Source organism: Cnuella takakiae (assembly GCF_001953305.1).
In the GTDB taxonomy this organism is placed as follows: domain Bacteria; phylum Bacteroidota; class Bacteroidia; order Chitinophagales; family Chitinophagaceae; genus Flavisolibacter; species Flavisolibacter takakiae.
The window spans coordinates 3,241,723-3,263,570 of the sequence record NZ_MTFE01000010.1; the positions used below are offsets into that span (position 1 = coordinate 3,241,723).

23 protein-coding genes are annotated in these 21,848 nt (G+C 49.0%); 7 read left to right on the forward strand and 16 right to left on the reverse strand.

The window, feature by feature from the left end:
• Positions 1-102 precede the first annotated feature (102 nt).
• From BUE76_RS14085 to BUE76_RS14105, 5 genes are all read right to left on the reverse strand, one after another.
• The gene (locus BUE76_RS14085) at positions 103-1,170 is read right to left on the reverse strand and encodes a fatty acid desaturase family protein (protein WP_073047237.1); all 1,068 of its coding nucleotides are present in this window, start codon (positions 1,168-1,170) and stop codon (positions 103-105) included.
• Between the two features lie 41 nt (positions 1,171-1,211).
• Complete coding sequence (gene bshB1, locus BUE76_RS14090; RefSeq protein ID WP_073047240.1) at positions 1,212-1,943, reverse strand: bacillithiol biosynthesis deacetylase BshB1; 732 nt, start codon at positions 1,941-1,943, stop codon at positions 1,212-1,214.
• Positions 1,944-2,192: 249 nt separating this feature from the next.
• On the reverse strand, positions 2,193-2,843 hold the full coding sequence (locus BUE76_RS14095) for a DUF4294 domain-containing protein (RefSeq protein ID WP_143157446.1): 651 nt from the start codon (positions 2,841-2,843) through the stop codon (positions 2,193-2,195).
• Positions 2,844-2,910: 67 nt separating this feature from the next.
• Positions 2,911-5,376, reverse strand: a complete 2,466-nt coding sequence (gene ccsA / locus BUE76_RS14100; protein ID WP_073047243.1) for a cytochrome c biogenesis protein CcsA — start codon at positions 5,374-5,376, stop codon at positions 2,911-2,913.
• A gap of 6 nt (positions 5,377-5,382) precedes the next feature.
• A complete protein-coding gene (locus BUE76_RS14105; RefSeq protein WP_073047247.1) occupies positions 5,383-5,814 on the reverse strand; it encodes a cytochrome c maturation protein CcmE domain-containing protein in 432 nt (143 codons plus the stop codon).
• Between the two features lie 356 nt (positions 5,815-6,170).
• On the opposite strand from BUE76_RS14105, the gene BUE76_RS14110 reads away from it, so the two are divergent.
• From BUE76_RS14110 to BUE76_RS14130, 5 genes are all read left to right on the forward strand, one after another.
• A complete protein-coding gene (locus BUE76_RS14110; RefSeq protein ID WP_073047249.1) occupies positions 6,171-7,214 on the forward strand; it encodes an agmatinase family protein in 1,044 nt (347 codons plus the stop codon).
• Between the two features lies 1 nt (position 7,215).
• Positions 7,216-7,818, forward strand: a complete 603-nt coding sequence (locus BUE76_RS14115; protein ID WP_073047252.1) for a hypothetical protein — start codon at positions 7,216-7,218, stop codon at positions 7,816-7,818.
• 4 nt (positions 7,819-7,822) lie between these two features.
• Positions 7,823-9,127 (forward strand): radical SAM protein, encoded by a 1,305-nt coding sequence (locus BUE76_RS14120; protein WP_073047255.1) that lies wholly within the window; start codon positions 7,823-7,825, stop codon positions 9,125-9,127.
• 156 nt (positions 9,128-9,283) lie between these two features.
• Positions 9,284-10,426, forward strand: a complete 1,143-nt coding sequence (locus BUE76_RS14125) for an MFS transporter (RefSeq protein WP_073047258.1) — start codon at positions 9,284-9,286, stop codon at positions 10,424-10,426.
• 15 nt (positions 10,427-10,441) lie between these two features.
• The gene (locus tag BUE76_RS14130; RefSeq protein WP_073047261.1) at positions 10,442-11,410 is read left to right on the forward strand and encodes a DMT family transporter; all 969 of its coding nucleotides are present in this window, start codon (positions 10,442-10,444) and stop codon (positions 11,408-11,410) included.
• Here the strand turns inward: BUE76_RS14130 and BUE76_RS14135 are convergent, their stop codons facing one another.
• Positions 11,411-11,884, reverse strand: coding sequence for a CHRD domain-containing protein (locus BUE76_RS14135; protein ID WP_073047265.1), 474 nt, complete (start codon positions 11,882-11,884; stop codon positions 11,411-11,413).
• Between the two features lie 313 nt (positions 11,885-12,197).
• On the opposite strand from BUE76_RS14135, the gene BUE76_RS14140 reads away from it, so the two are divergent.
• Together BUE76_RS14140 and BUE76_RS14145 are read left to right on the forward strand one after the other, a co-directional pair.
• Positions 12,198-13,046: a hypothetical protein gene (locus tag BUE76_RS14140; RefSeq protein ID WP_143157447.1), complete on the forward strand. Its 849-nt coding sequence runs from the start codon at positions 12,198-12,200 to the stop codon at positions 13,044-13,046.
• Positions 13,047-13,129: 83 nt separating this feature from the next.
• Positions 13,130-14,443 (forward strand): bifunctional folylpolyglutamate synthase/dihydrofolate synthase, encoded by a 1,314-nt coding sequence (locus BUE76_RS14145; RefSeq protein WP_073047272.1) that lies wholly within the window; start codon positions 13,130-13,132, stop codon positions 14,441-14,443.
• Positions 14,444-14,502: 59 nt separating this feature from the next.
• Here the strand turns inward: BUE76_RS14145 and BUE76_RS14150 are convergent, their stop codons facing one another.
• From BUE76_RS14150 to BUE76_RS25155, 10 genes are all read right to left on the reverse strand, one after another.
• A complete protein-coding gene (locus BUE76_RS14150) occupies positions 14,503-15,045 on the reverse strand; it encodes an NUDIX hydrolase (RefSeq protein WP_073047275.1) in 543 nt (180 codons plus the stop codon).
• Between the two features lie 116 nt (positions 15,046-15,161).
• The gene (locus BUE76_RS14155) at positions 15,162-15,689 is read right to left on the reverse strand and encodes a YfiT family bacillithiol transferase (RefSeq protein ID WP_073047279.1); all 528 of its coding nucleotides are present in this window, start codon (positions 15,687-15,689) and stop codon (positions 15,162-15,164) included.
• Positions 15,690-15,806: 117 nt separating this feature from the next.
• Positions 15,807-16,241 carry an FKBP-type peptidyl-prolyl cis-trans isomerase gene (locus tag BUE76_RS14160; RefSeq protein WP_073047283.1) on the reverse strand — a complete coding sequence of 145 codons (435 nt, stop codon included), beginning with the start codon at positions 16,239-16,241 and terminating at the stop codon, positions 15,807-15,809.
• Complete coding sequence (locus BUE76_RS14165; protein ID WP_073047286.1) at positions 16,238-17,014, reverse strand: ABC transporter ATP-binding protein; 777 nt, start codon at positions 17,012-17,014, stop codon at positions 16,238-16,240. Before BUE76_RS14165 ends, BUE76_RS14160 begins: the two co-directional genes overlap by 4 nt.
• Positions 17,007-18,038 carry a class 1 fructose-bisphosphatase gene (gene fbp / locus BUE76_RS14170; protein ID WP_073047289.1) on the reverse strand — a complete coding sequence of 344 codons (1,032 nt, stop codon included), beginning with the start codon at positions 18,036-18,038 and terminating at the stop codon, positions 17,007-17,009. Before fbp ends, BUE76_RS14165 begins: the two co-directional genes overlap by 8 nt.
• A 222-nt stretch (positions 18,039-18,260) precedes the next feature.
• Positions 18,261-18,728 (reverse strand): GAF domain-containing protein, encoded by a 468-nt coding sequence (locus tag BUE76_RS14175; RefSeq protein ID WP_073047337.1) that lies wholly within the window; start codon positions 18,726-18,728, stop codon positions 18,261-18,263.
• A 114-nt stretch (positions 18,729-18,842) separates the two neighbouring features.
• Positions 18,843-19,406, reverse strand: coding sequence for a GNAT family N-acetyltransferase (locus tag BUE76_RS14180; RefSeq protein WP_073047292.1), 564 nt, complete (start codon positions 19,404-19,406; stop codon positions 18,843-18,845).
• Between the two features lie 361 nt (positions 19,407-19,767).
• Complete coding sequence (locus BUE76_RS14185; RefSeq protein ID WP_076026736.1) at positions 19,768-20,127, reverse strand: hypothetical protein; 360 nt, start codon at positions 20,125-20,127, stop codon at positions 19,768-19,770.
• Positions 20,128-20,144: 17 nt separating this feature from the next.
• Positions 20,145-20,660 carry a Rossmann-fold NAD(P)-binding domain-containing protein gene (locus BUE76_RS25150; protein WP_245798420.1) on the reverse strand — a complete coding sequence of 172 codons (516 nt, stop codon included), beginning with the start codon at positions 20,658-20,660 and terminating at the stop codon, positions 20,145-20,147.
• Positions 20,651-21,037 carry an NAD(P)H-binding protein gene (locus BUE76_RS25155; RefSeq protein WP_245798421.1) on the reverse strand — a complete coding sequence of 129 codons (387 nt, stop codon included), beginning with the start codon at positions 21,035-21,037 and terminating at the stop codon, positions 20,651-20,653. Before BUE76_RS25155 ends, BUE76_RS25150 begins: the two co-directional genes overlap by 10 nt.
• Positions 21,038-21,848: the final 811 nt, after the last annotated feature.

Below are 21,848 nucleotides of genomic sequence, written 5' to 3' on the forward strand. Positions count from 1 at the left end.
GTTCGCCTTAAATGTAAAAAACTAAGGCCAGCCCTGCCGGGGTTCCCTGCACGCAACAAAAAAGGCCTTCCGAAGAAAGCCTTTTCCTGTTTTGATTCAATCTTATTTTCTGCCCATTTCCCTTAAGAATGCCACATGCGAGGCCACGGCATAACGCATTTTGGGATACTCGATGTAAGGAATGCCAAATTCCTGGCAGGTTTCCTTTACAATACGGCTGATATGCGGGTAGTGTACGTGTGATATCTTGGGAAACAGGTGGTGCTCTACCTGGAAGTTAAGTCCGCCTACCAACCAGCTGATCACGCGGTTGCGGGGAGCGAAATTGGCTGTTGTTTTCAACTGGTGAATGGCCCATTCGTCTTCCATCTTGCCTGTCATTTCGTTAGGCATAGGAAAATGTGTGTGCTCCACTGTATGCGCCAGCTGGAAAACAATGGATATGATAAGACCTGTAAATACACCAAAAACGAGGTAGCCCCCTAACCAGGGAAGGAAGCCAACCATATAGATAGGCAACACCACGAATAAGAACATATACAGCACTTTGAAGCTCCAGAAAACAATATGATCCCATGCTTTCATCTTCTTCAGGGGCATGGCGCCGATCTTGCGGTTGAAGTATTTCTGGAAGTCCATTACAAACACCCACAGGATGTACAGCAGGGCATAAAGAATCCAAAAATAGATATGCTGGTATTTATGCAGGCGGTATCGCGGCTGGGTGCTGCTCATGCGCATCCAGGGTTTAATATCAATATCATCGTCCACACCATCGATATTGGTATAGGCATGGTGAATCACGTTGTGTTTTACGTTCCACATAAAAGAAGATCCACCTACAACGTTGAGCGAAAATGCGGCCACTTCGTTCAACAATTTGCTTTGGCTAAAAGAACCATGGCCACCATCGTGCATGATGTTGAATCCTATGGCAGCAACTACGCCACCCAGCAAAATGCATTCACCAAGCGCCAGGATAGCTGGCGGGGTGAAGAATACAAGGTGGGTATAAATAGCTATAAAGGCTAAAGTGAGAATGATGGCTTTGGAGTACAGAACGGCATTCCCGGTAGGTGCCTTGCCTGTTTCAGCAAAATAGGTGTTGATGCGTTTTTTTAATTCCTGGTGAAAGGATTGCGAGGCAGTAGAAAACTTGGGAGTAGCCATGTACACAAATCTGTTAGGTAAATAAATCCGATGCCTGGGGGTTAGGTTTCCTGCAAAACCAGTGCATCCAGATTACTGATGCCGATGTTCTTCTTTGATAGGAACCCTTCTGCAAACCGCACGCCAATACGCTTACCCAACATGCGGGCACGGGCAGTTATGGCGTCCAGGAACTCGGGACTGGAAATATAGGTCTGTGGTTCGCTGCTGTTGGGGTCATGAAACTGGGTACGGTAAGCCAGTATCGATTGCAGGCGTTCTTCCCACACATCGGAGATGTCCACAATTACATCGGGTTCGTAAAAACGGTCCTGGATATAATGCAGCAGGTATTTGGGCCGCCATTTTTCCTGTTCGTTGCCCGCATCGTCATAGGTTTTCACCTGGCGCAAACCTGATAGAAAACAGGCGTCGTAAATGAGGTGGCCAGCACGGCCATGATCAGGATGGCGGTCTTCCAGGACATTGCCGATCACGATATCGGGTTGGTATTTTCGGAGAGCTGCAATAAGTTTCATCTGGTGCTCTTCGTCGTTGCGGAAAAATCCATCCCGCATCCGCAGGTTTTCCCGGGCCGAAACACCAATGATGCGGCCAGCTTCGGCAGCCTCTGCATAACGGGTTTCAACCGTGCCCCTTGTGCCCAGTTCTCCTTCGGTAAGATCGACAATGCCTACCTTCTTGCCGCGCATCCTTTCTTTGATCAAAACACCCGAACAACCCAGTTCAACATCATCCGGATGTACGCCAATTGCTAATAGGTCCAGTTTCATGCGTCCATTGTGCCCCGGCATATACCGGAAGCTGGTTGTGATTTAAAATAAGGGCTGCAAGATAGCCATTAAGCGCAAGAAGCCAGTGATTTTGGTCAGTACAGCAACCTGGCATTAGCCTTTGCTGCCGTTAATTATTTGCCATTGTTGGTAGCTATGGAGGAAAGTTGATAGGAAATATGGCTTGATGTGATAAGCTGGGAAAGCCTTAGGGATGTTTTGCGTCATTTTGAATAAATACCCGGACAACTATCTCCTGGCAGGTCTCACCGGGTTGTTGTACCAAACGCCATCGATTTCGCGGATAATGTTTTCTATTTGCCGGTCGGTGGCATCGGAAGTAAAATCGTAATCCTGTTTGAGGGAAGAGCCAAAGAAGAAAGCCACCGTTTGGTAGAACCGTGCGTTGAAGCCGCCCCGGTATTCTTTGATGATCTCGTAGCAATTGTTGCCAGTTTGCCGGTTGATCAGTTTCATCAGCACCTTGCCCTGGTAAACAGACAGGTTGGTGAGCGGGTCGGCAAACTGTTTGCGGAGTTCGGATTCCCTGCTTTTGATGATCTCCTTACGTTGACTTTTGCTTTTTACATGCTGGAGCCGGTCGGCCACTTCATTCAGGGTAACCGATGCTACCCGTGCATAAGGATAGGTAACATAAACGGCGTTGCGCAACCTGTTGTACTGCCTTATATATTGCGTCAAAGATTCGGGCGGCAATTTGGAAATATATACCATTCCCAGCTCGCGGTATGGCATGTACTCACCATTGTATTCAATAACATCCACCAGCAGGGTATCATTTGCACCCCAGTGGTTGCGGGCAGAATCGGCGCTTTGTCCATTAGCGCAAAGCCCTCCCAACAGCAGCAGAAATATGTACACGGTGCGGATCATAGCCATTTAAAAATACAAAGGTTCGTGTGCTTAAATGACACACGAACCCTGCAAATTGCTGTATACCCTATAATTATATTTTCTTTAGCTGAATACGATTGGTTTCAATCCGGCGCAGCGCAGCGATAAAGAATCCAATGACCATCAGGATGGTACCCAGCCACAGTACGTTGATAAAAGGAAACTTATATGCCTTCAGGGTTACGTACTGCATGATGCTTTCCGACTCCTTAAATCCAATGGTAGCCTGTTTTCCCTGAACCGATTGCAGTTGCAGCACCAGGTTTTCTGCCACCACGGTATCGGGTTCGGCGAAGGTAGCACCGCCCTTGCTGATGAGGATGGGCTTGGAGGTATACTGCGAACCGGTTTTGGCAAACACCTTAACGGTAGCAACCGATACGCTGTCCTTTTCGGTAAAGCCCGCACCCGGGATATTCCGATGGTTCTCCAGCCCTTCTACAATTACATAACCTTTGGAGTAAAACACCGTGTCGCCGGGGTTTACCGTTTTGGGCTGAAAAGTAGCCGTATCCTTATTTTTATTGGGATCCGGAAGGGACGTAATATAAGTAAACACGTCCTCGTTCCAGTAGTGCTTGGAGTCGGGGTTGGCCATCAGGCCTTCATTGCCCTTGTAGTTTACAAAAGCATTGGGCTGCAGCACAAAGTTTTCCGAACTGTCCTTGCTTTGGAAGCGCACCTGGTAAAACCATAGTGGCTTTTTGGGGTGGGCCGAGTCGCTTTCATAGGTAACAAAATATTTACCCATGTCGTTTCTTACTCCTTTTACCAGGGTCAGGTTTTCCCCGCTCTGCTCTTTGCTGCCTTCACCAAAATTGATAAAGATGCCACTGGTGTTGAGCGAAAGCACTTCTTTTTTAGAAGAAGAAATAAGGATGCCTACCAGCATCAGTGCAAAGCCGAGGTGGGCAATAGCGCCACCACTGCGTTTCATGCTGCCGTTCATGCCAATCCATATATAGGCGGCATTGGCAATAGCGGCATAAATGGCAGCGGCAACAGCCAGCCAAACGGCAGCCATATAACCAGCTCCCTTATCGCTGAAGTTGACCTTGCCCAGCCAGATCACCAGTACGCTCACCACCAGGGCAACAGCAGCAGGTGCCAAAATCTTCCGCATGGCAGCCTTGCCGGTGTTTTTATATTTCAGGTACATGCCAAACCCGGTTAGCAGGCCAATGATAATGGCCACGAAAACCTGGATGCGGTTGTAGGCAAATGCGGAGTCTTCGCCAAAGGCTAGCGGGGTAAATACTTTCGAATCCTTACCCACAAACAGCCCTGCGATTTTATTGATCACCGGCACCGAAGTCATCAGGATGATGCTGAGGGCAGAAAGAAAAAGCACCAGGGAGCCCACAAACATCCAGAACTCGCGGGAAGAAGCTTCCTCTTCTTTCTGGATGAAAGGAATATGCTTATAGCGTTTGAAAAAGATAAAGAAAGAAGGGATGACAAAGGCAAACAGGAAGAACTGCAGGTGTGCCCGGGTAATACCCTCACCGGTAAATGCATGTACGGAAGTATCCTGGAGGTCGCCACTGCGGGTAAGGTAAGTGGAATATAATACCAGCAGGAAAGACAGGATAAAGAACAGGATAGAAGTTCGGAGCGCATTGCCGGTATGACGGAAGATCAGCAAACCATGGATGGCAGCCACCAGGGTAAGCCAGGGAACCAGCGATGCATTTTCTACCGGGTCCCATGCCCAATAGCCACCAAAGGTGAGCGATTCATAGGCCCAGGCGGCACCCATCATAATACCCAATCCCAGCGAACCTGCGGAAAACAGGGCCCAGGGAAGTCCGGGTTTGGTCCATCCGGTATAGTCGCGGGTCCATAATCCCGAAAGGGCAAAAGCAAAAGGAATCAGTACAGAAGCAAAACCCAGGAAGAGCACAGGTGGGTGGATCACCATCCAGTAGTTTTGCAGCAGGGGGTTCAGGTCGTTGCCGTCCTGGATCATACTCAGGTATTCGGCATTCTGGAAGATGGGTGCATCCATGGTATTGCGCAGCAACACAAAAGGATTGGAACCTATTTTCCAGTCAAAGAAGTTAAGCCCCATAACCATGGTGGCCAGGATGATCTGTGCAAAAGAAACCACCGCCATTACAGGTGCTTCCCATTCTTTTTCACGGGCGATTACAACCAGACCCAGCACGCAATGCCAAATACTCCACAACAGGAAGCTACCCTCCTGTCCTTCCCAGATAGCAGCCAGGAGGTACTTGGGTTCCAGGGTGCGGCTGCTGTGCTGCCAGGCGTATTTGTATTCAAAAAGATGGGATTGTACGATATAGTACAGGATGCCGAAGACGGCAAACACCGAAAGGGCCTCGGCAATAAAAAAGTACCGGGCCAGCTTTTTCCAGTTGCGCGATTCATCGGCCAGCCGGTTGCCCTGGAGGCTCTTGATGTATCCAAAAGTGGCGGCAATCGACGCAATAAACGATAGGAGCAAAAAGAAATGCCCGAGCCTGCCGGGTAAGAGGTGTTCGCCTACAAAATCCATTCGTCGTTAGTATTTATATTCGGTGGTGCTTGATGCAGTGGAGGGCAGGGCCTTTTGCTGTGCTTCCATATTGTCCTTGTACTTGGAAGGACATTTCATTTGCAGCTTGGTACATTCAAAATACCCATTGCGCATATAGCCGTTCAGGTCAATGCCTTCGCTTTTTTCGATATCGGTGGGCTTGGCATTCTTATATACTACTTTGGAGCTGCGGCCATCCTGATCGAGGGCGTAAAACTCGGTGTAGTTGGGATCCTTTATCTGGTCGTAATGGATCGGCTTGGTTTTATCCAGTTTCACCTTTACCACTACAAATTGTTCTTTTTTCTCTCCTGCCGAATTGAAGGTTTCGTAGGTCGTCAGGTCTTTAATAAAGAAGGACATTCCGGAAATGCCGGCAACAATGAGAATGAGCAGAACGATGTGGATCTTTTTCATTTCGTTGAAATTCGGTGCGAAGTTATGCCAAAATGGGGAGCATGACGAATAGGTGACATAGGTTTTGGTACCGTTTGCACTCTTTTAGCAAATCCTTGCAGCCTGTACACACAACCAATGCATTTGCAGGTATAAAGCTTTAACAAACAGGCTTGTCTTTATTGCGCACAAGTGGCACAGATAACAAGTACTTTTTCCGTTTCCTTTGAAAATGGATGTTCTATTTCCAGGATTCTTATCTGGTTTTTCCAAGCCATCTGTGCGCAAATTTGCCCATCTATCCTGTTAATCCTTAAATCCGCAACGCCTGTTTCAACATTGAGGTGTAACTTGCACCGCCTTTAAAAAACATTTAAATGGATCTTTCGAAATTCGATCCCGATAGTGCCGGGAACCCCAACAATAATATTTTCGGCCTCCCCTTTACCGAAGAAGAAGCAAGACTGGTGATTATTCCTGTTCCCTGGGAAGTTACCGTAAGCTTTGGCTCGGGTACCGCCCGCTCTTCCGAGCAGATCTTTAAAGCCAGCCTCCAGGTTGATCTTTTTGACCCCGATTATCCCGATAACTGGCGCCAAGGTTTCTTTATGCGCGAGTCGGATAAGAAGATCCTGCTGAAGAGCGACTACCTGCGCAAAGAAGCCGAGCTCTACATAGACTATATTTCCAAAGGCGATGTGGTTGCGGAAAACAAGTTCATGTGCAAAACCCTGAAGGACGTGAACGAGGGTTCGCATTTCCTGAACCAATGGGTGTACCAGCAAACCAAGGCGCTTCTGGACCAGGGCAAACTGGTAGCCATGCTGGGTGGCGACCACAGCACACCACTTGGTTTCTTCAAGGCCATTGCCGACAAGCACGAAGAGTTTGGCATCCTGCAAATTGATGCACACCTCGACTTGCGGGAAGCTTACGAAGGTTTTACCTACTCGCATGCTTCCATCATGTATAATGCCCTCAACGAAATTCCACAGCTGAAAAAGCTGGTACAGGTGGGCATCCGCGACTACTCGGGTGGTGAAGTGGAATACGTTGCCGAGAACAGCGACCGCGTCAATGTGTATTACGACCGCGATATCCGTGTTCGCCAGTATGAAGGCGAAACCTTCCGCCAGATCGTGGAAGAGATCGTAAGCAAGCTGCCCCAAAAGGTCTTTATCTCTTTTGATATTGATGGCCTGGATCCAAAGCTTTGCCCCAATACCGGAACACCGGTGCAGGGTGGTTTTGAGACGGAGCAGGTGTTTTACATCTTTAAAAAACTGGTTGAATCTGGCCGCCAGATCATTGGTTTTGATCTCAACGAGGTAAGCACCAGTGAGAACGGCTGGGATGCAAACGTAGGTGCCCGGGTTTTGTTTAAATTGTGTAACCTCCTGGTTGCCAGCAATCCCCAGTAAGATGTTTGAAATTCCGATTAATATACCGGGACTGGAAAAACGCCGCCGCAGCATCGGGCTCCTGCACATTGTTGCCGGCTTTTTCCTGATTGCCAATGCAGAGAACGTGTTCCGGGCTTTGGCTCTTAGGAGCTATGCACCCCTGTTGCCGCTGTTCGGGGTTGCCCTGATTTCCCTGGTTTATGGATTTATCCGTAAAAAGTTAGACCCGCAATCCCGGTACAATTTCTGGTTGCGCCTTTTACAGGCGGTTACCTTCCTCAGCCTGGCATTTGCCATGGCGCAGGCGGGCAACACGGGTAAGAGCCTGGGGCTTTTTCTTTGGGTTGTCATTGCAGGGGGCCTGGCCTTCACGGAAAGGATTGCCCTGCAACAGCAAAAGCTCGACTTTTCGGAAAAAGGTTTTGCTTATCCCAATGGCTATACCCATAAAGAAGTACCCTGGGCTGCGGTTGCCGATGTAACCGTGCGCCCCGATTTTCTGACCATTCATTATCCTGATAACCGGTTCCTGCAATTTGAACTGAAGCAGCCCATTGATGCTGGTAAAGTAGCCGAAATGCAGGAATTTTGCCGCAGGCAGATAACCTCCGGTAAAGCTTAATACTATGAACGCATTACCTTCACAATCACCCTTCCTGCTCTACTCCGACGGTAAGGGCAATATTTTTGAAGACCACTCCCTCTACGTGGTAGGACGCAGCGGCTGGGATGCTATGCCCATACCGGAAGACGAATGGATTGAACTGCCCCAAGGCGGACAACTGTACGAACTGCCAGGCCGCAGGGGTATCGGTATTGATGTGCGTACCGGGGAAATGCGTTTGTGCGAGAAAGGTTGGGCAGTGGCTGCCTTTGTACCGCCTGCACATACCGGTTTTTATATTGCCGCCTACGAAACGGCACCTGATGCACCTACCCTGCCCCTCTTCTGCTACACGGCTGCGGGATGGATGGACGATAAGTTTTGGGTACCCGCCATCCGTATTGAAGAAGATATCCGGCAGGAATGTGGCGGCTTTGACGACAACAAGGTAAAATACGGCGTAGCGCACCTGATGGAAGCTTACCCGCACAACAGGCTGGTGGCACACCTGGCCAACAATTGTGCCCTCACCTACCAGTGTCCTGCCGCCCGCAACTATTTTATGGGGCGCTGGGAATGCCCGGTGCCTGCATCGCCGGCCTGTAATGCCAATTGTATTGGTTGCATTTCCTTCCAGCCTGAAGAAGAGACCATCATTTCCACACAGGATCGCCTTACTTTTAAACCCACCAAGGAAGAGATCGTCGAGTTTACCGTTCCGCACCTCGAATCGGCACCTTTCCCGCTCATTTCTTTTGGGCAGGGTTGCGAAGGCGAGCCCCTGCTGATGTGGGAAACCATCCGGGAAGCCATTATCGAAATACGCAAGCATACGCCCAAAGGCAGCATCAATATCAACACCAACGGCTCCAAGCCTGCAGCAGTCAAAGCACTGTGCGACGCGGGCCTGAATTCAATCCGGGTAAGTATGAACTCGGCACGGCCCGAAGTTTACCTGCCTTACTATCGCCCCAACAACTACCAGTTTGAAGACCTGATAGAAAGCCTGAAAGTAGTACGCAGCTATGGGGGCTGGACTTCCATCAACTATTTTGTATTCCCCGGCATGACCGATACCGTTGCCGAATACGAAGCACTCCGCCAACTGATCATCGATACTGATCTGTGCATGATCCAATGGCGCAATTTCAATATCGATCCTGATTGGTATTTAGGCAAAATTGGCGTGGTAGAAACAGGCGACATCCTCGGTGTTAAACAACTGATGGAACTGATCCGCGAAGAATTCCCCAACCTGAAGTTTGGCTATTATAACCCACCCATGGAGCGCATCCAGGGCAGTTATGATGTAGACTTTGCCCATTAAGCGAGGTCGGAAAAACCGGAAAGGTCAGTAGCGGCCGGAAAGATGGGTTTTGTGTTTTGAAGTGTTATAACCTTTGGTGGTTTGCATGGAAAAAACCGGACAGCCTTTCCCGTCTTTACTGTCTTTCCCGTTTTTTCAGACTACACTGCCTCCCCTATGCCCCGCCATTCCCTACCCCTTATTGTCTTTGCACAGTTTGCCGGCACCTCGCTCTGGTTTGCAGGAAATGCAGTGCTCGTTGGTCAGCAGGGTTTATCAGCTGCTGCACTGACAGCTTCGGTTCAATTGGGGTTTATAGCGGGCACACTCCTTTTCGCCTTAATGGCACTTGCCGACCGTTGGCCTGCCACCAGGCTTTTTCTTTTGTGTTCCTTATCAGGAGCTTTATCAAATGCCTTGATTCCCTTCTTCCTTTCTGCACCCTGGCTGGTGCTGGCCTTACGGGTGCTTACCGGTTTTTTCCTGGCGGGCATTTACCCGGTCGGGATGAAGATAGCAGCAGACCTGTTTCCGAAAGGTTTGGGTGTAGCCATGGGATGGCTGGTGGGCGCCCTGGTTCTGGGTACGGCATTTCCGCACCTGCTTAAAGGCCAATTGTCGCAATGGCCGGCAGAAACACTGCTGTGGACCATTTCGGGTCTGGCAACTTGTGGTGGTATTTTATTGTACCTGCTGATTCCATCCAACCTGCCTTTTTTAAAATCGAATGGCGGTTTCACTGGTAGCATCCGGAGCATCGTAAAGGAAAAACCATTTTTGAAACCTGCGTTTGGTTACCTGGGGCATATGTGGGAACTCTACACCTTTTGGGCCTTTGTACCCCTGTTGCTGCAAAGCCATCCTTCATTAAAGTCACAAAACGGTTCCATAGCCGTTTATGCTTTTTACATTATTGCCATTGGTGCCCTTGGCTGCATCCTTGGTGGATTGTATGCAAGGCGTACCAGCAGCCGCAAGGTTTCCCAACTGGCACTGGCTATTTCCGGATTTTGTTGTTTGGCCTTACCCTGGGCTGCAGCTTTACCTTTAAATGGGTACCTGTTCTATTTATTGACCTGGGGATTTGCTGTAGTTGCTGACTCCCCCCAGCTTTCGGCGCTGGCAGCCCAAACGGCACCACCGCAACTGAAAGGAACGGCGCTTTCCCTGCTTACCTGTGCCGGCTTTGGACTTACGGTTGTTTCCCTTCTGTTTATCCAATACCTTGCGGCGCGTTTGGCGCAGCCCCACCTGGCCATGGTAGCATTGGCGCCCGGTCCGTTGATGGGCTTGCTGGCTTTGCGCAAAGCCGCCGTTTAACACCAACCTTTGTTTATGAATTCTGTGCAGCAAGCTTCGGAGTACCGGAAAGGCGTACTATTTGCCGTTGCCGCCACGCTCCTGTGGTCGGGGAATTTTATCGTGGCCCGGGGTGTCATTCACCAGGTGCCGCCCATCACCCTTGCATTTTTCAGGTGGGGAACTGCCACCCTGCTGCTTTTACCCATAGCCTGGAACCAGTTGAAAAAAGACACCGGGTTGATCAGGCGGCATTTTCGTTACCTGGCATGGACTGCCCTCAGCGGCATTACCGTTTTCAATACCCTCGTCTATGTTGCCGGCCACCATTCCCCTGCCATCAACCTGGCCCTGATCGGCACCACATCTTCCCCGGTGTTTGCTACACTGATGGCGGCCGTTTTCCTGAAGGAGCGGCTGGGTATTGCCCGCATTGTGGGCATGCTGATCTGTTTTGCAGGGATTCTGTTGTTATTATCAGGAGGCAGCTGGTCTACCCTGCGCCTGTTTCATTTTGGCACCGGTGACCGTTGGGTGTTGGGTGGCGCCTTTTCCTTTGCTGTTTATACCATACAGGTTAGGCGCAAACCAAAAGACTTAGAAACGCTTCCTTTTTTGTGGCTGGTATTTGCCATGGGCACCGCATTCCTGCTGCCAGCCCTTGTTTGGGAACACAGTACCCAACCGCCTGTACAATGGACACCCGGTTTGTTGGGCGTTGTCCTGTACCTGGGACTTGGCACATCCGTTATTGCCTTCCTCATCTGGAACCTTGCTGTTGCTCGATTAGGAGCCGCACGCACCGCTCTTTTCGGCAACCTCATCCCCCTGTTCAGTACCATTGAAGCGGTGCTGATACTGGGCGAACCGGTCCAAACCATTCACCTGCTCAGTGGGGCTTTGATCCTTGCAGGTTTGTTCGTGGCCAACCGCCAACAAAAAACCCGGCAGGCTTCCATTACCGTAGAAGACCAGGCCGGGTCAGAATCATCATCACTTAAGTAATCAGGGCGCTACCACTACCTGCCCGCGGATCTCTCCCGGAGGGTTATTGGGTGTGTGGATATTGAAGTACCATTGGCCCGCCATCAGTTGTTGTTCCTGTGCATCGGTTAGGGTGATGGTTTGTGTGAGGCTAGCCGTAGGGTTTGCCGGAAAGTTGGTAATGCCTACAACGGGTGGCGCCGTTTGGTCGGCAGTAGCAGGTCCATGAAAGTGCATGGCAATAGGTGCAGCCGACAAGCCAACCCAATTTGCCGTAAAGGTTAGCTGGTTGGTGATGTTGAAATAGGTACCGGTAACGGTGCCTGTTGCAGCAGTAGCTACTGGGGTGGGCCTTTCGTTGGCACCCGTAAGTGCGGCGTTTACCTGCATGCTGTTGGTATCAACATCCCGCGTGGTACAGGACTGAATTAAACAGGACAAAAGAAAAACTCCGCTGAAGAAGCGCACGACCTTTCGGGGATAAAATACTTGCATATGGCTGATTTTTGGTTTTTTTATGTAATAGCGGTTTCCGGAATGAGGACAGTAAGTGCAATAGGGATTAAAACAAATATAAGCGCTACAGTATGCTTGGTACAAGCATCCTTGTGAATTCTTATCCTTGTTAAACAAACCATAACCTGTAATTACGCAAGCACAGGTGCATGGGTTGCCTTAACACATGGCTGCACTTTACATTAGACGGAAGCTTTTGCGAGGCTGGAAAAGTTTTAGCAATTTCTACCCAAACTTTGCGTTTAGCAAACGAAGCTTTGGGGCTTACATTTGTGTGCACAAAACCGATGGCATGACGGCAGATTTCGAACAGGTAAAAAACAGGAAAGCGGCAATGATCACGGCAACCGTGGCCCTGGTGCTCACGCTTTTGTTTTTTTGGGTAAAATGGTCGCTGCCCGTGGTGGACCCTCCGGTACTAACGGAAGAACTGGAAGTAAACCTTGGCAGTGGCGATGAAGGCTTTGGCTCCGACCAGCCCCTGTTACCTGGCGAACCCGCTCCGGCTGCCGAGCCAAGCTATACGCCACCCCAGGCAACACAAAAAGCTGCCGCTGAAGCAAAGGATGTAGAAACCGATGACCGTCCTACAAACGATGCCATTGCCCTGCCCAAACCGGCAACACCTACGCCTAAAGCAACGCAGATAGCAGAAAATAATAAGCCTGTTTCCAACCCCAACCCTGCCCCACAGCCGGTAGTAAACAATACGCCGCCCCGGCCAAAAGCCGTGCTGGGCCGCACCGTTGGTGGCAATGGCAATGGCGGCAACGGTGCGGAAACCTACAAACCCGGAGGCTCGGAAGGCATTGCAGGTGGCAATGGCGACCAGGGCCGGCCGGGCGGCGATCCCAACAGCCGCAACTATGACGGTCCCAGGAAAAATTTTGGTGTACGGGTGTTGCAGATCAGCGACCAGAGCTTTGAAGACGATTTCAACGAGAATGCGAAAATTGCCATGGATGTGGAAGCCGACCCCAATGGGAAAGTGACCAATGCTACCTTTCAGCCCCGGGGTTCCACTACCAGCAACCGCGGCATGATTGATATTGCCCGGCGGAGGGCTTTCCAGTTGAAACTGGGTACTTCGGATGGGGGACAAAAAGGAACCGTGATCTTTAATTTCAAAGTAAAAGGATAAACATAACCGATGAAGAGATAAGCCCGTAGTGCTGCAAGCGCCCCGGGCTATTTTGTTCCCCTGCTTCCGTACTTTCGTGTGTGATGAACTACACCGAGACCATCCATTACCTGTATACCCGGCTGCCCATGTTCAGCCGCGTAGGTGCTGCCGCTATGAAGCCGGGACTGGACAATACCATCGCCCTTTGTGCGGCACTTGGCGATCCACACCAACAATTCAAGTCTGTACATATAGCAGGTACCAATGGAAAAGGTTCGGTGAGCCATATGCTGGCGGCAATCCTGCAAACGGCAGGTTATAATACGGGCCTGTACACTTCACCGCACCTGTACGACTTCCGGGAACGGATCCGCATCAATGGCCAAATGATACCGGAGGCTGCTGTTGTTAATTTTGTTCAACGTACCCAAGGCCTGGTGGAAAAACTGGATCCTTCTTTTTTCGAGCTGACCGTGGGTATGGCATTCGATTATTTTGCTGCGGAAAAGGTAGACATCGCCATCATAGAAGTCGGCCTCGGGGGCAGGCTGGATAGTACCAATATCATTACCCCGGAGTTATCTGTTATCACCAATATCGGTTTCGACCACATGAACCTGCTGGGCAATACCCTACCAGAAATTGCAGGTGAAAAGGCGGGTATCATCAAGCCCGAAATACCGGTTGTGGTTGGAGGCCACCAGGAAGCTGTAGACCCGGTGTTTATACAAAAGGCTGAAGGTGCCAATGCCGCCATTTTCTTCGCATCCGACCATTTCAGGGTGCAGGGTTACCAATTGTATCCGCAAAGCCTAGTCATTGAACTGGAAGAAAAAGACCTGGAACAGGTGCAAAAACTGGAGCTGGACCTGCCCGGGATTTACCAGTTGCAAAATGTGCAAACCGCACTGATGGCAGTTGAACTTCTGCAACAGTCTGGCTGGCAAATCAGCGACGACCAGGTTGCGGCAGCACTCAAAGATGTAAAAGGACTTACCGGGCTGATGGGTCGGTGGGACGTGTTGCGTACACAGCCCTTAGTGGTGCTGGAAGTAGCGCACAATGTAGATGGTGTGCAGCAGATGCTCCGGCACCTGCAACAGCAGCAGTTTCACAAACTGCACCTGGTGTTGGGCATGGTAAACGATAAGGACATCAGCAGCGTACTTGCCTTATTGCCGAAGGATGCACATTACTATTTTACACAAGCCCATATTCCCCGTGCACTTGAAGCTGCTGCCCTGCAGGAGCAGGCTGCGCTTGCGGGTTTGCAAGGAGCGGCTTTCCCGGATGTCAATTCGGCAATTGAAAATGCCCTTCAGGCTGCCGGTACCCAAGACCTGGTTTTGGTTTGCGGATCCATCTTTCTTGCTGGCGAAGTGGACCGGCAACGCTGGAAAAATTCAGCTTACTAGCAACAAAAACAGCAGGTACAATCGACCTGCTGTTTCTATTTAAATTCCTTGTTATCACCTTAACACAACTTGCCCAGGCGGTGCAGGGCATAAAAGATATTATTGGTGTGTAGGCTTTGCAAAAGTTTATGCCCATACACCAGTTCTTTTATCTCCTCAATGGTCAGTTCCATTACCTCCAGTTCTTCTTCTGCGTCCAGATTTTGAGGAGCTACCTTTTTGCCGTTGCGGGCAAGGAACATGTGCATATAATTGTTGGTGGTGCTTGGGTTGGCGCTGATCTTTCCCAGGTACTCCCAATCGGTACAAGCATAACCCGTTTCTTCCATCAGTTCTCTTTTGCAGGCTTCCATCATCTCCTCGCCTTTTTCGGCAACGCCACCCGGCAGTTCAATGCTTTCTGCTCCGGCGCCATGGCGGTATTGCTTTACCATGATGACCTTACCCTCATCTGTAAGCGCAAATACATTTACCCAGTCGGGGTATTCGTTTACGTAAAAAGCTTCCATCACATGGCCATTGGCCATTTCGCATTTGTCTTTCCGTACCGTTAGCCAGGGCTCCCGGAACAGGTATGTTGAATCAAGTACTTTCCACTTCATGGTACAGGTGTTTATTCTTTGATGCAAAAGCTAGCAGCGGCCCTTTGCTGCTAATCATGCAAAGGGATCGTGGTTTGCAAGTCGAGCTTTACTTTTTTTGTTTTGTACTTTGAATTTCAGTACCAATCCATCCGCTCCCTTAAAGCCGTTATGTGTGCCGTATGGTGGCGACCATGCCAGGCGTACATGCCCAGCAGGTGCCAGAGGTTAACTTCTTTTCCCAGCCCTGGATGGAAAATGGTTTTTTCCCAGTCTGCATCAGTAAAGGAAGCGAGGAAAACATGCCAGCGTTCGTGCAGGGCAAAAAGCAAGGTGGTTGAAACATTTACCAGAAGGGAAGTTACATCAGCTGTAGTAGCCCACAATTGTTCTTCATAGGTTTTGATGGCGGGCACCTGCTCGGTATATCCAAGTTTGAACCGGATATAAGCGTTCATATGGCTGTCGGCAATATGGTGTACCAGTTGGTGAACCGTCCAGCCGCCTTCCCGATAGGGGGTATGCAGTTGCGCTTCGTCGAGGTTGCGCAGCGCATGTTCAATGGCATTGGGTAAAAAGCGTATATCCGCCAGCCACTCTTCTTTTTTATCTTTTGAAAAAGGCTTGGGTTCGTAAGCACCGATGGGATAACGAAAATCGGTCATAAGAAGTTTTTGGTTTTTAGTTCCAGTTCAGTTTGCAGGAAAGATATTTAAACCTTTGGTTTCCTATTCAGCAACCCAACAACAAAAACTAAAAACCAAAAACTGCGTATGTAGCGCTTAGCTTAAGATGCGCAGCAATTGCACTTCAAATTCCAGCACGGCTCCACCGGGAATACCGGGAACACCATTGTCGCCATAACCCAGGTCGGAAGGAACCCAGATGATCACACGGCCACCTTCTTTTACCAGGGGCAAAACCAGTTGCCAGCCTATAATCAGTTGGTTGATGCGGGCCTGGAAAGGTTGGTTACGGCGGAACGAAGAATCAAATTCTTTTCCATCCAGCAGGCGGCCTGCATAGTGCGCTTCAATAAGGGTGGAAACAGCAGGTTGCTTACCGGTGCCTTCTTCTACCATTTGGTACTGCACGCCTTCGGGCAGTTCAATCACCCCTTCTTTGGTCTTGTTGGTAGCCAGGAAGGTGGCGCCTTTCTCTTTTTCTTCGTTCAGCTTTTTTGCTTTTTCGCCCTGCAGGCGGTCGAATAAACTCATGATTCAGGTATTTGCGTTTCGCGGAGCGTATTGCCCGTTAAATGAATAAACACGTCTTCTAAGTTGGCCTTCTTCATCTCCTTGGGCCGTTCAAAACCGGTAGCCACCAGTTCGTCAATCAGCTGGTCGGGAGAGGCCATGGCCACAATACGGCCCGAGTCAACAATAGCTACCCGGTCGCACAGGTATTCGGCTTCATCCATGTAATGGGTAGTGATGATCACGGTTGTTCCCTGTTTGCGGATATTGCGAACCAACTCCCAAAGATTGCGCCGGGCCTGCGGATCAAGCCCCGTTGTTGGCTCGTCGAGGAAAACAATCCGGGGTTTGTTGATGAGCGTAGTGGCAATGGAAAACCGTTGCTTTTGGCCACCGCTCAACTGCTTGACTTTGGATTTGGCTTTGTCGCGGAGGTTCACCAGGTCGAGCAGGGCGTAAGGATCCACTTTCTGGTTGTACAGTCCAGAAAAAAGATCGATCAGTTCCAGCAGGTTGAGACCCGGGTAAAATCCACTGGTTTGCAGTTGCACACCAATGATCTTTTTGATCTCGTTGGGTTGGGTGTCGAGGTCAAAGCCATCCACCATGATCTTCCCGCTTGTTTTATCGCGCAGGGTTTCGATGATCTCCAACGTAGTGCTTTTACCCGCACCGTTAGGGCCCAAAAGGCCAAAGATCTCGCCTTCATACACATCGAAGGAAATGCCTTTTACCGCTTCGAAATTGCCGTAATGTTTTACCAGGTTCTGTACCGTGATGATCTTCTTATCCATGTGTTGCGGACAAAGGTAGGAGGCATTGCTCCAATTCCTCCATCATAAGTTTACTTCCCAGGAATAAGGGCGTGCGCTGGTGCAGGCTGGTGGGTTGAATATTGAGGATGCGCTGGATGCCATCGGTAGCACGGCCTCCGGCCACTTCCATGATAAAAGCGAAAGGATTGCATTCGTATTGGAGCCGCAGCTTGCCTTTAGGATTGTCCTGCGTGGAAGGATACATAAATAAACCACCCTTGATCAGGTTGCGGTGCAGGTCGGCTACCATGCTGCCGGTATACCGCTGGCTGTAAGGTCCGCCGGTGGCCTTTGTCTTTGCCTGGCAGCGGTGAATATAATGCTGTACGCCTTTTGGGTACTGGAAAAAATTGCCATGGTTCACCGAGTAGATCTTGCCCTCTTCGGGGCAGCTCATATTGGGATGCGAGAGGCAGAATTCGCCAATGGAGGGATCGAGGGTAAAACCATTCACACCCCTACGGGTGGCATATACCAGCATGGTGCTGGAACCATAGATGATGTAGCCGGCAGCTACCTGTCGTACACCCGGCTGGAGGAAATCGGCTTCCCTTACCAGTTCACCTTTTTCCGTAACCCTGCGGTACACCCCAAAGATGGTACCGATGGATATATTGACATCGATATTGCTGCTGCCATCCAGCGGATCGAAACAGCATACGTACTTGGAAGCACGGCTCAATTCGTCATCGAAGGGCACGAAACTATCCAGTTCCTCGCTGCTGATACCTGCGCAGGAAATGCCATGTCGCAAAACCCCCATCAGCTGCGTATTGGCGTATTCATCCAGCTTTTTCACTTCCTCTCCCTGCACATTGCTATGGCCTGCATCCCCCAGGATGTCTACCAGTCCAGCCTTGTTTACTTCAACATTGATGCGTTTTGCCGCAAGGCCAATGTCACGAAGCAAGGTGCTGAGTTCGCCGGTAGCATTAGGGATTGCTCTAAACTGCTGGATGGTAAATTCGTCGAGGGTGAGTACGCGTCGGTTGATAGGGTTCATGCAGGGTGATTTCAAACAAATGTAATTTGTTTAATCCTGCAACAGGAGCTTAGCGCTCTTGGTACACATTAGGGATCATGGAGTATGGAACACTGGGTGGATAGAAAGCCATTAAGACTTAGCTGTTAATAGAAGCCGACAGACAACGGACGACAGGCTATTCCTGATTTGCAGGTTGTCCGGCGTTTGTTGTCTGTTGTCTGTTGTCTTTCGTCATCCCTACTACAAAAGTGCGACAATCGCTTCCAGGTATTGCTGGTCCGTTTCGTCAAAGGTGTTGAGGTCGGTGCTGTCTACATCCAGTACTCCTATTACTTCGCCACCTTTCAATAAGGGCAGTACAATCTCTGACCGCGACAAACTGCTGCACGCAATATGACCCGGAAACTGCTCCACGTCGGGAACGATCAGTGTGCGGCTTTCGGCCCAGGCGGTGCCACATACACCCCGGCCCTTACGGATACGGGTACAGGCAACAGGTCCCTGGAAAGGTCCCAGCACCAGTTCACCATTCTTTACGAGGTAAAAACCCACCCATAACCATCCAAACTGTTCCTTCAGAGCTGCCGATACATTGGCCATATTGGCAATGGCATCCTCCTCTCCTTCCAGCAAACCTTTGATTTGTGGTAAAAGATTTTGGTATTGTTCTTCTTTATTGCCTTTTATTATTTGCAGGTCTTCCGCCATGATCATTTTGTTTTCCGATGGGGCTGCAAGATCGGAAATAAGCCAAAAGAAGAAATCATAAAATAAGCGGCAAGAAAGTAGGGCACGCAAGCTGTGTTGCGCTATTGCAAATACTTAAGCGGGTAAATAAACCAGGTGTTCCAGTTCTTTGCCCATTAAGGTTTTGGTGCCTTGCCGTTGAAAACCCATACGGAGGTAAAGCTTACGGGCAGGCAGGTTACCGGGCTCAACCAGCAGCCCCAATGGCATTGCTGTTGCCATTACAAAATGATGAATCAAGAACTGCAGGAAGCCGGCACCGATGCCCCTGCCACGCAATTCCGGATCAATAGCAATGGTATCAAGGTATATTTCACCGGGGCCGGTTTCATCTTCAGGCGCAAACCCAGGATTATGATGAGCACGTACCCATTCCACTACCGGTTGCCGCAATGAGCGGACCAATGCGCCATCATACAGGTTGGCAGCGGCCACTACCCTGCCCTCCCATTCTGCTACAAAACAGTTTTGCCAGGAGTATTGGTTGGCTTCGCGGGCACACCAATACTGCATAAAGCCCATCGCAGCTGCAGGATCTTCCCGGTTGAGGAAACGGTAAACAATGGTATCCATTGCCGACAGTAGCATAGGCGCAATACTTGTGGCATCTGCAGCAGTTGCTTTCCGGAACGTGATCATGAATCAAATGAAAAGGAAAATTATGGATGTAATTTAAACTTTAGCAGAAAGTTGTTGGGCAGCATGGCTCATAAAAACAGGAGTTATTTGTTTACTGCCTGGTTGAAGTGGCGGACAGGCATTTGAAAAACGCAATGCGTTTTTTTGGTTCAGGTAATGAATCAGTATTGAGGGAGCGCTATTTTATTCTTTAGTGAGAACAGTTTTATTTGTATAAAACGAATTCGCCTAAAGCGTTTGTGAAGGAGTGGTATTTCATGTTCCATCAGGTTTACTTTTGCAGCAGTGTTGATTAGAATTTTGTGGTTGCATTTAGCACTTCAGCCAATCTTTTACAAACGCCGGGTTAGCGGTAGAGGGTTTAGTTGAACGACTGTCTATATTCCAAAGGTGTGTTCCATAACAAGTCAGGATGGATAAGCAGCAACCATCCTGTATGTTTTAGGTCTTCGTCAGCTTCCACGGAAAAGACCTGCCCGGGTGCAATGAATAAGAGCAGCCCTTCGTCAAAATCATATTCCTGTTGACCGTACTTCAATTTTCCATTGAAGTTTCTTTTCAGAGCAATTGAATAAAAGCTATGAATAAGGCTTTTGGGGCCACCCTCTGGCATTCGTTTGATGTCTTCAAAATTGATGACACTAATCAAGGGATGCTCCGGTTTAGGAAGCAATATTAACTTGTGATACTCGCTGATGGTTTTTATTCTGTGAGGCTGCATGTTTGTCGTGTCAAAAGTCAAATATCTTTTAGGAAGGCCACTGCAAACTCTTTCGCAAAATCTTCCACTTTTATTCTACCCATCACTGTTGGTTTATTCAACTCATAATCTTCGCCCAATGCGCCACTGTGAATACTGGCGTTTAGGTCAACAAGGTCTGCGGCAATGCTCTGTGGAATACCATTTTGCTCCATACCAGCTCTTGCCTGCTCGTCGGTGAAGGTTATCCACTGTAAATCTGGCTTTCCAATGGCAGCACCCAAAATTTTAGCCGTTTCGGAAGCAGTGCGTTCATCGCTTGCTACGTAAAGAGCATTGTTTCCGGGGGGTAGTGTTTTTTGCAATTCGTCCGCAGCGGCATCGGCAATATCTTTGGGATGTGTCCAAACAATTTTATCATCACCGCCGTAATTGGCGCCAATAAAGCCTGCTCCTTTAATCATGCCTACAAAGCCATAAAGATTGTAAAAGAGCGAACCGGCACGCAGATGTGTAAGAGCAACGCCGGGCAGTTCATTAAGAATTATTTCCACCTGATGTGAGCCAAGAATAATGCCTGTGCCCTTGTCCCGGTGGGCTCCCCAACTGCTAAGATGTACCACACGTTTACTTTTGATTTTTGGATGGCTTGTGCATAGGCCCTACCAATTCTTTGGTAGTAGGCAACTTGGTTAAGTTCGCTAAAATTTAGTGGTATCATGCAGTAGACTGCATCAGCACCTGTAAAGGTTGAGGTTAAGAAATCAGCATTTTCCAATGAACCAATGGCTGCTGTTGCGCCTAACCCCTTTATGTGTTTTTGTTTTTCCTCCTTGCTACTGATAACCGTAACTATATGATCTTTCTCGACCAATTCCCTTGTCAATGGCTTGCTAATATGACCTAAAGAACCTGTTACGACAATTTTCATGTTTTCTGTTTTCTGATGTTGCAAAACTCTCTTACAGAAAAGAAACAGGTGTAGTCAAATCTACTTTTGTCGTAGCCAAAAGTCTGGTTGATTGTAAGGCCTAAAAGTTTTTGGGTGTTGCGATTTCATTACCGCTAACGGTTCAGGGGTTGGCGAAGGCAGGGAGTTCATGTTTCTGTCGCCTAAACCCAAATTCTGTTGCTCAATAAAGATAATTAGCTCAGTTCATTTTCTTCAGCCCTGCTTTTGACAACCCCATGTTATGCGCCCAACATAGCAATCTCAATAAGTCTAAGCACCGTATTTTCTAGCTTTCAGAGTAGTCATAACAATTAGCAGTAACAAAAATCCAATAAGTCCAATATTCGTCAAAAGGCCATAAAGTTCTTTATCTGAGCTGTTCAAAGTCGGAACAAATGCATGGACTACTAAGCAGGCAACAGTAATCAATGCTCCAAAGTATAACTTCCTAATAATTGCACCTACGCCTATAACAAAGTAAAAAGAAAGAAATAGCACAAAAGTCAAGTCGAGTTTATGCATAGTTCCTTCGGAATATGCATCGTCCCAATTCCGGTATCGTAGGAAATCAATTAACAAGAAAAAGAAGTGCAGAACTAACAGGCTATATAAGACTTTAAGCAAAGTCAACCACTTGCCCCAGAAAGTCTGTTTTTGCGCAGGATTGCTATTAAGACCGCTATTAACAGGCATAATAAATTTTTAGACCTTGGTTTATGAAGCTGCGCATAACGGTCCAAAGCTTGCTGCAGTAGCGGCATTCTGTGATCCTGCAGCTTAAATTTAGTAC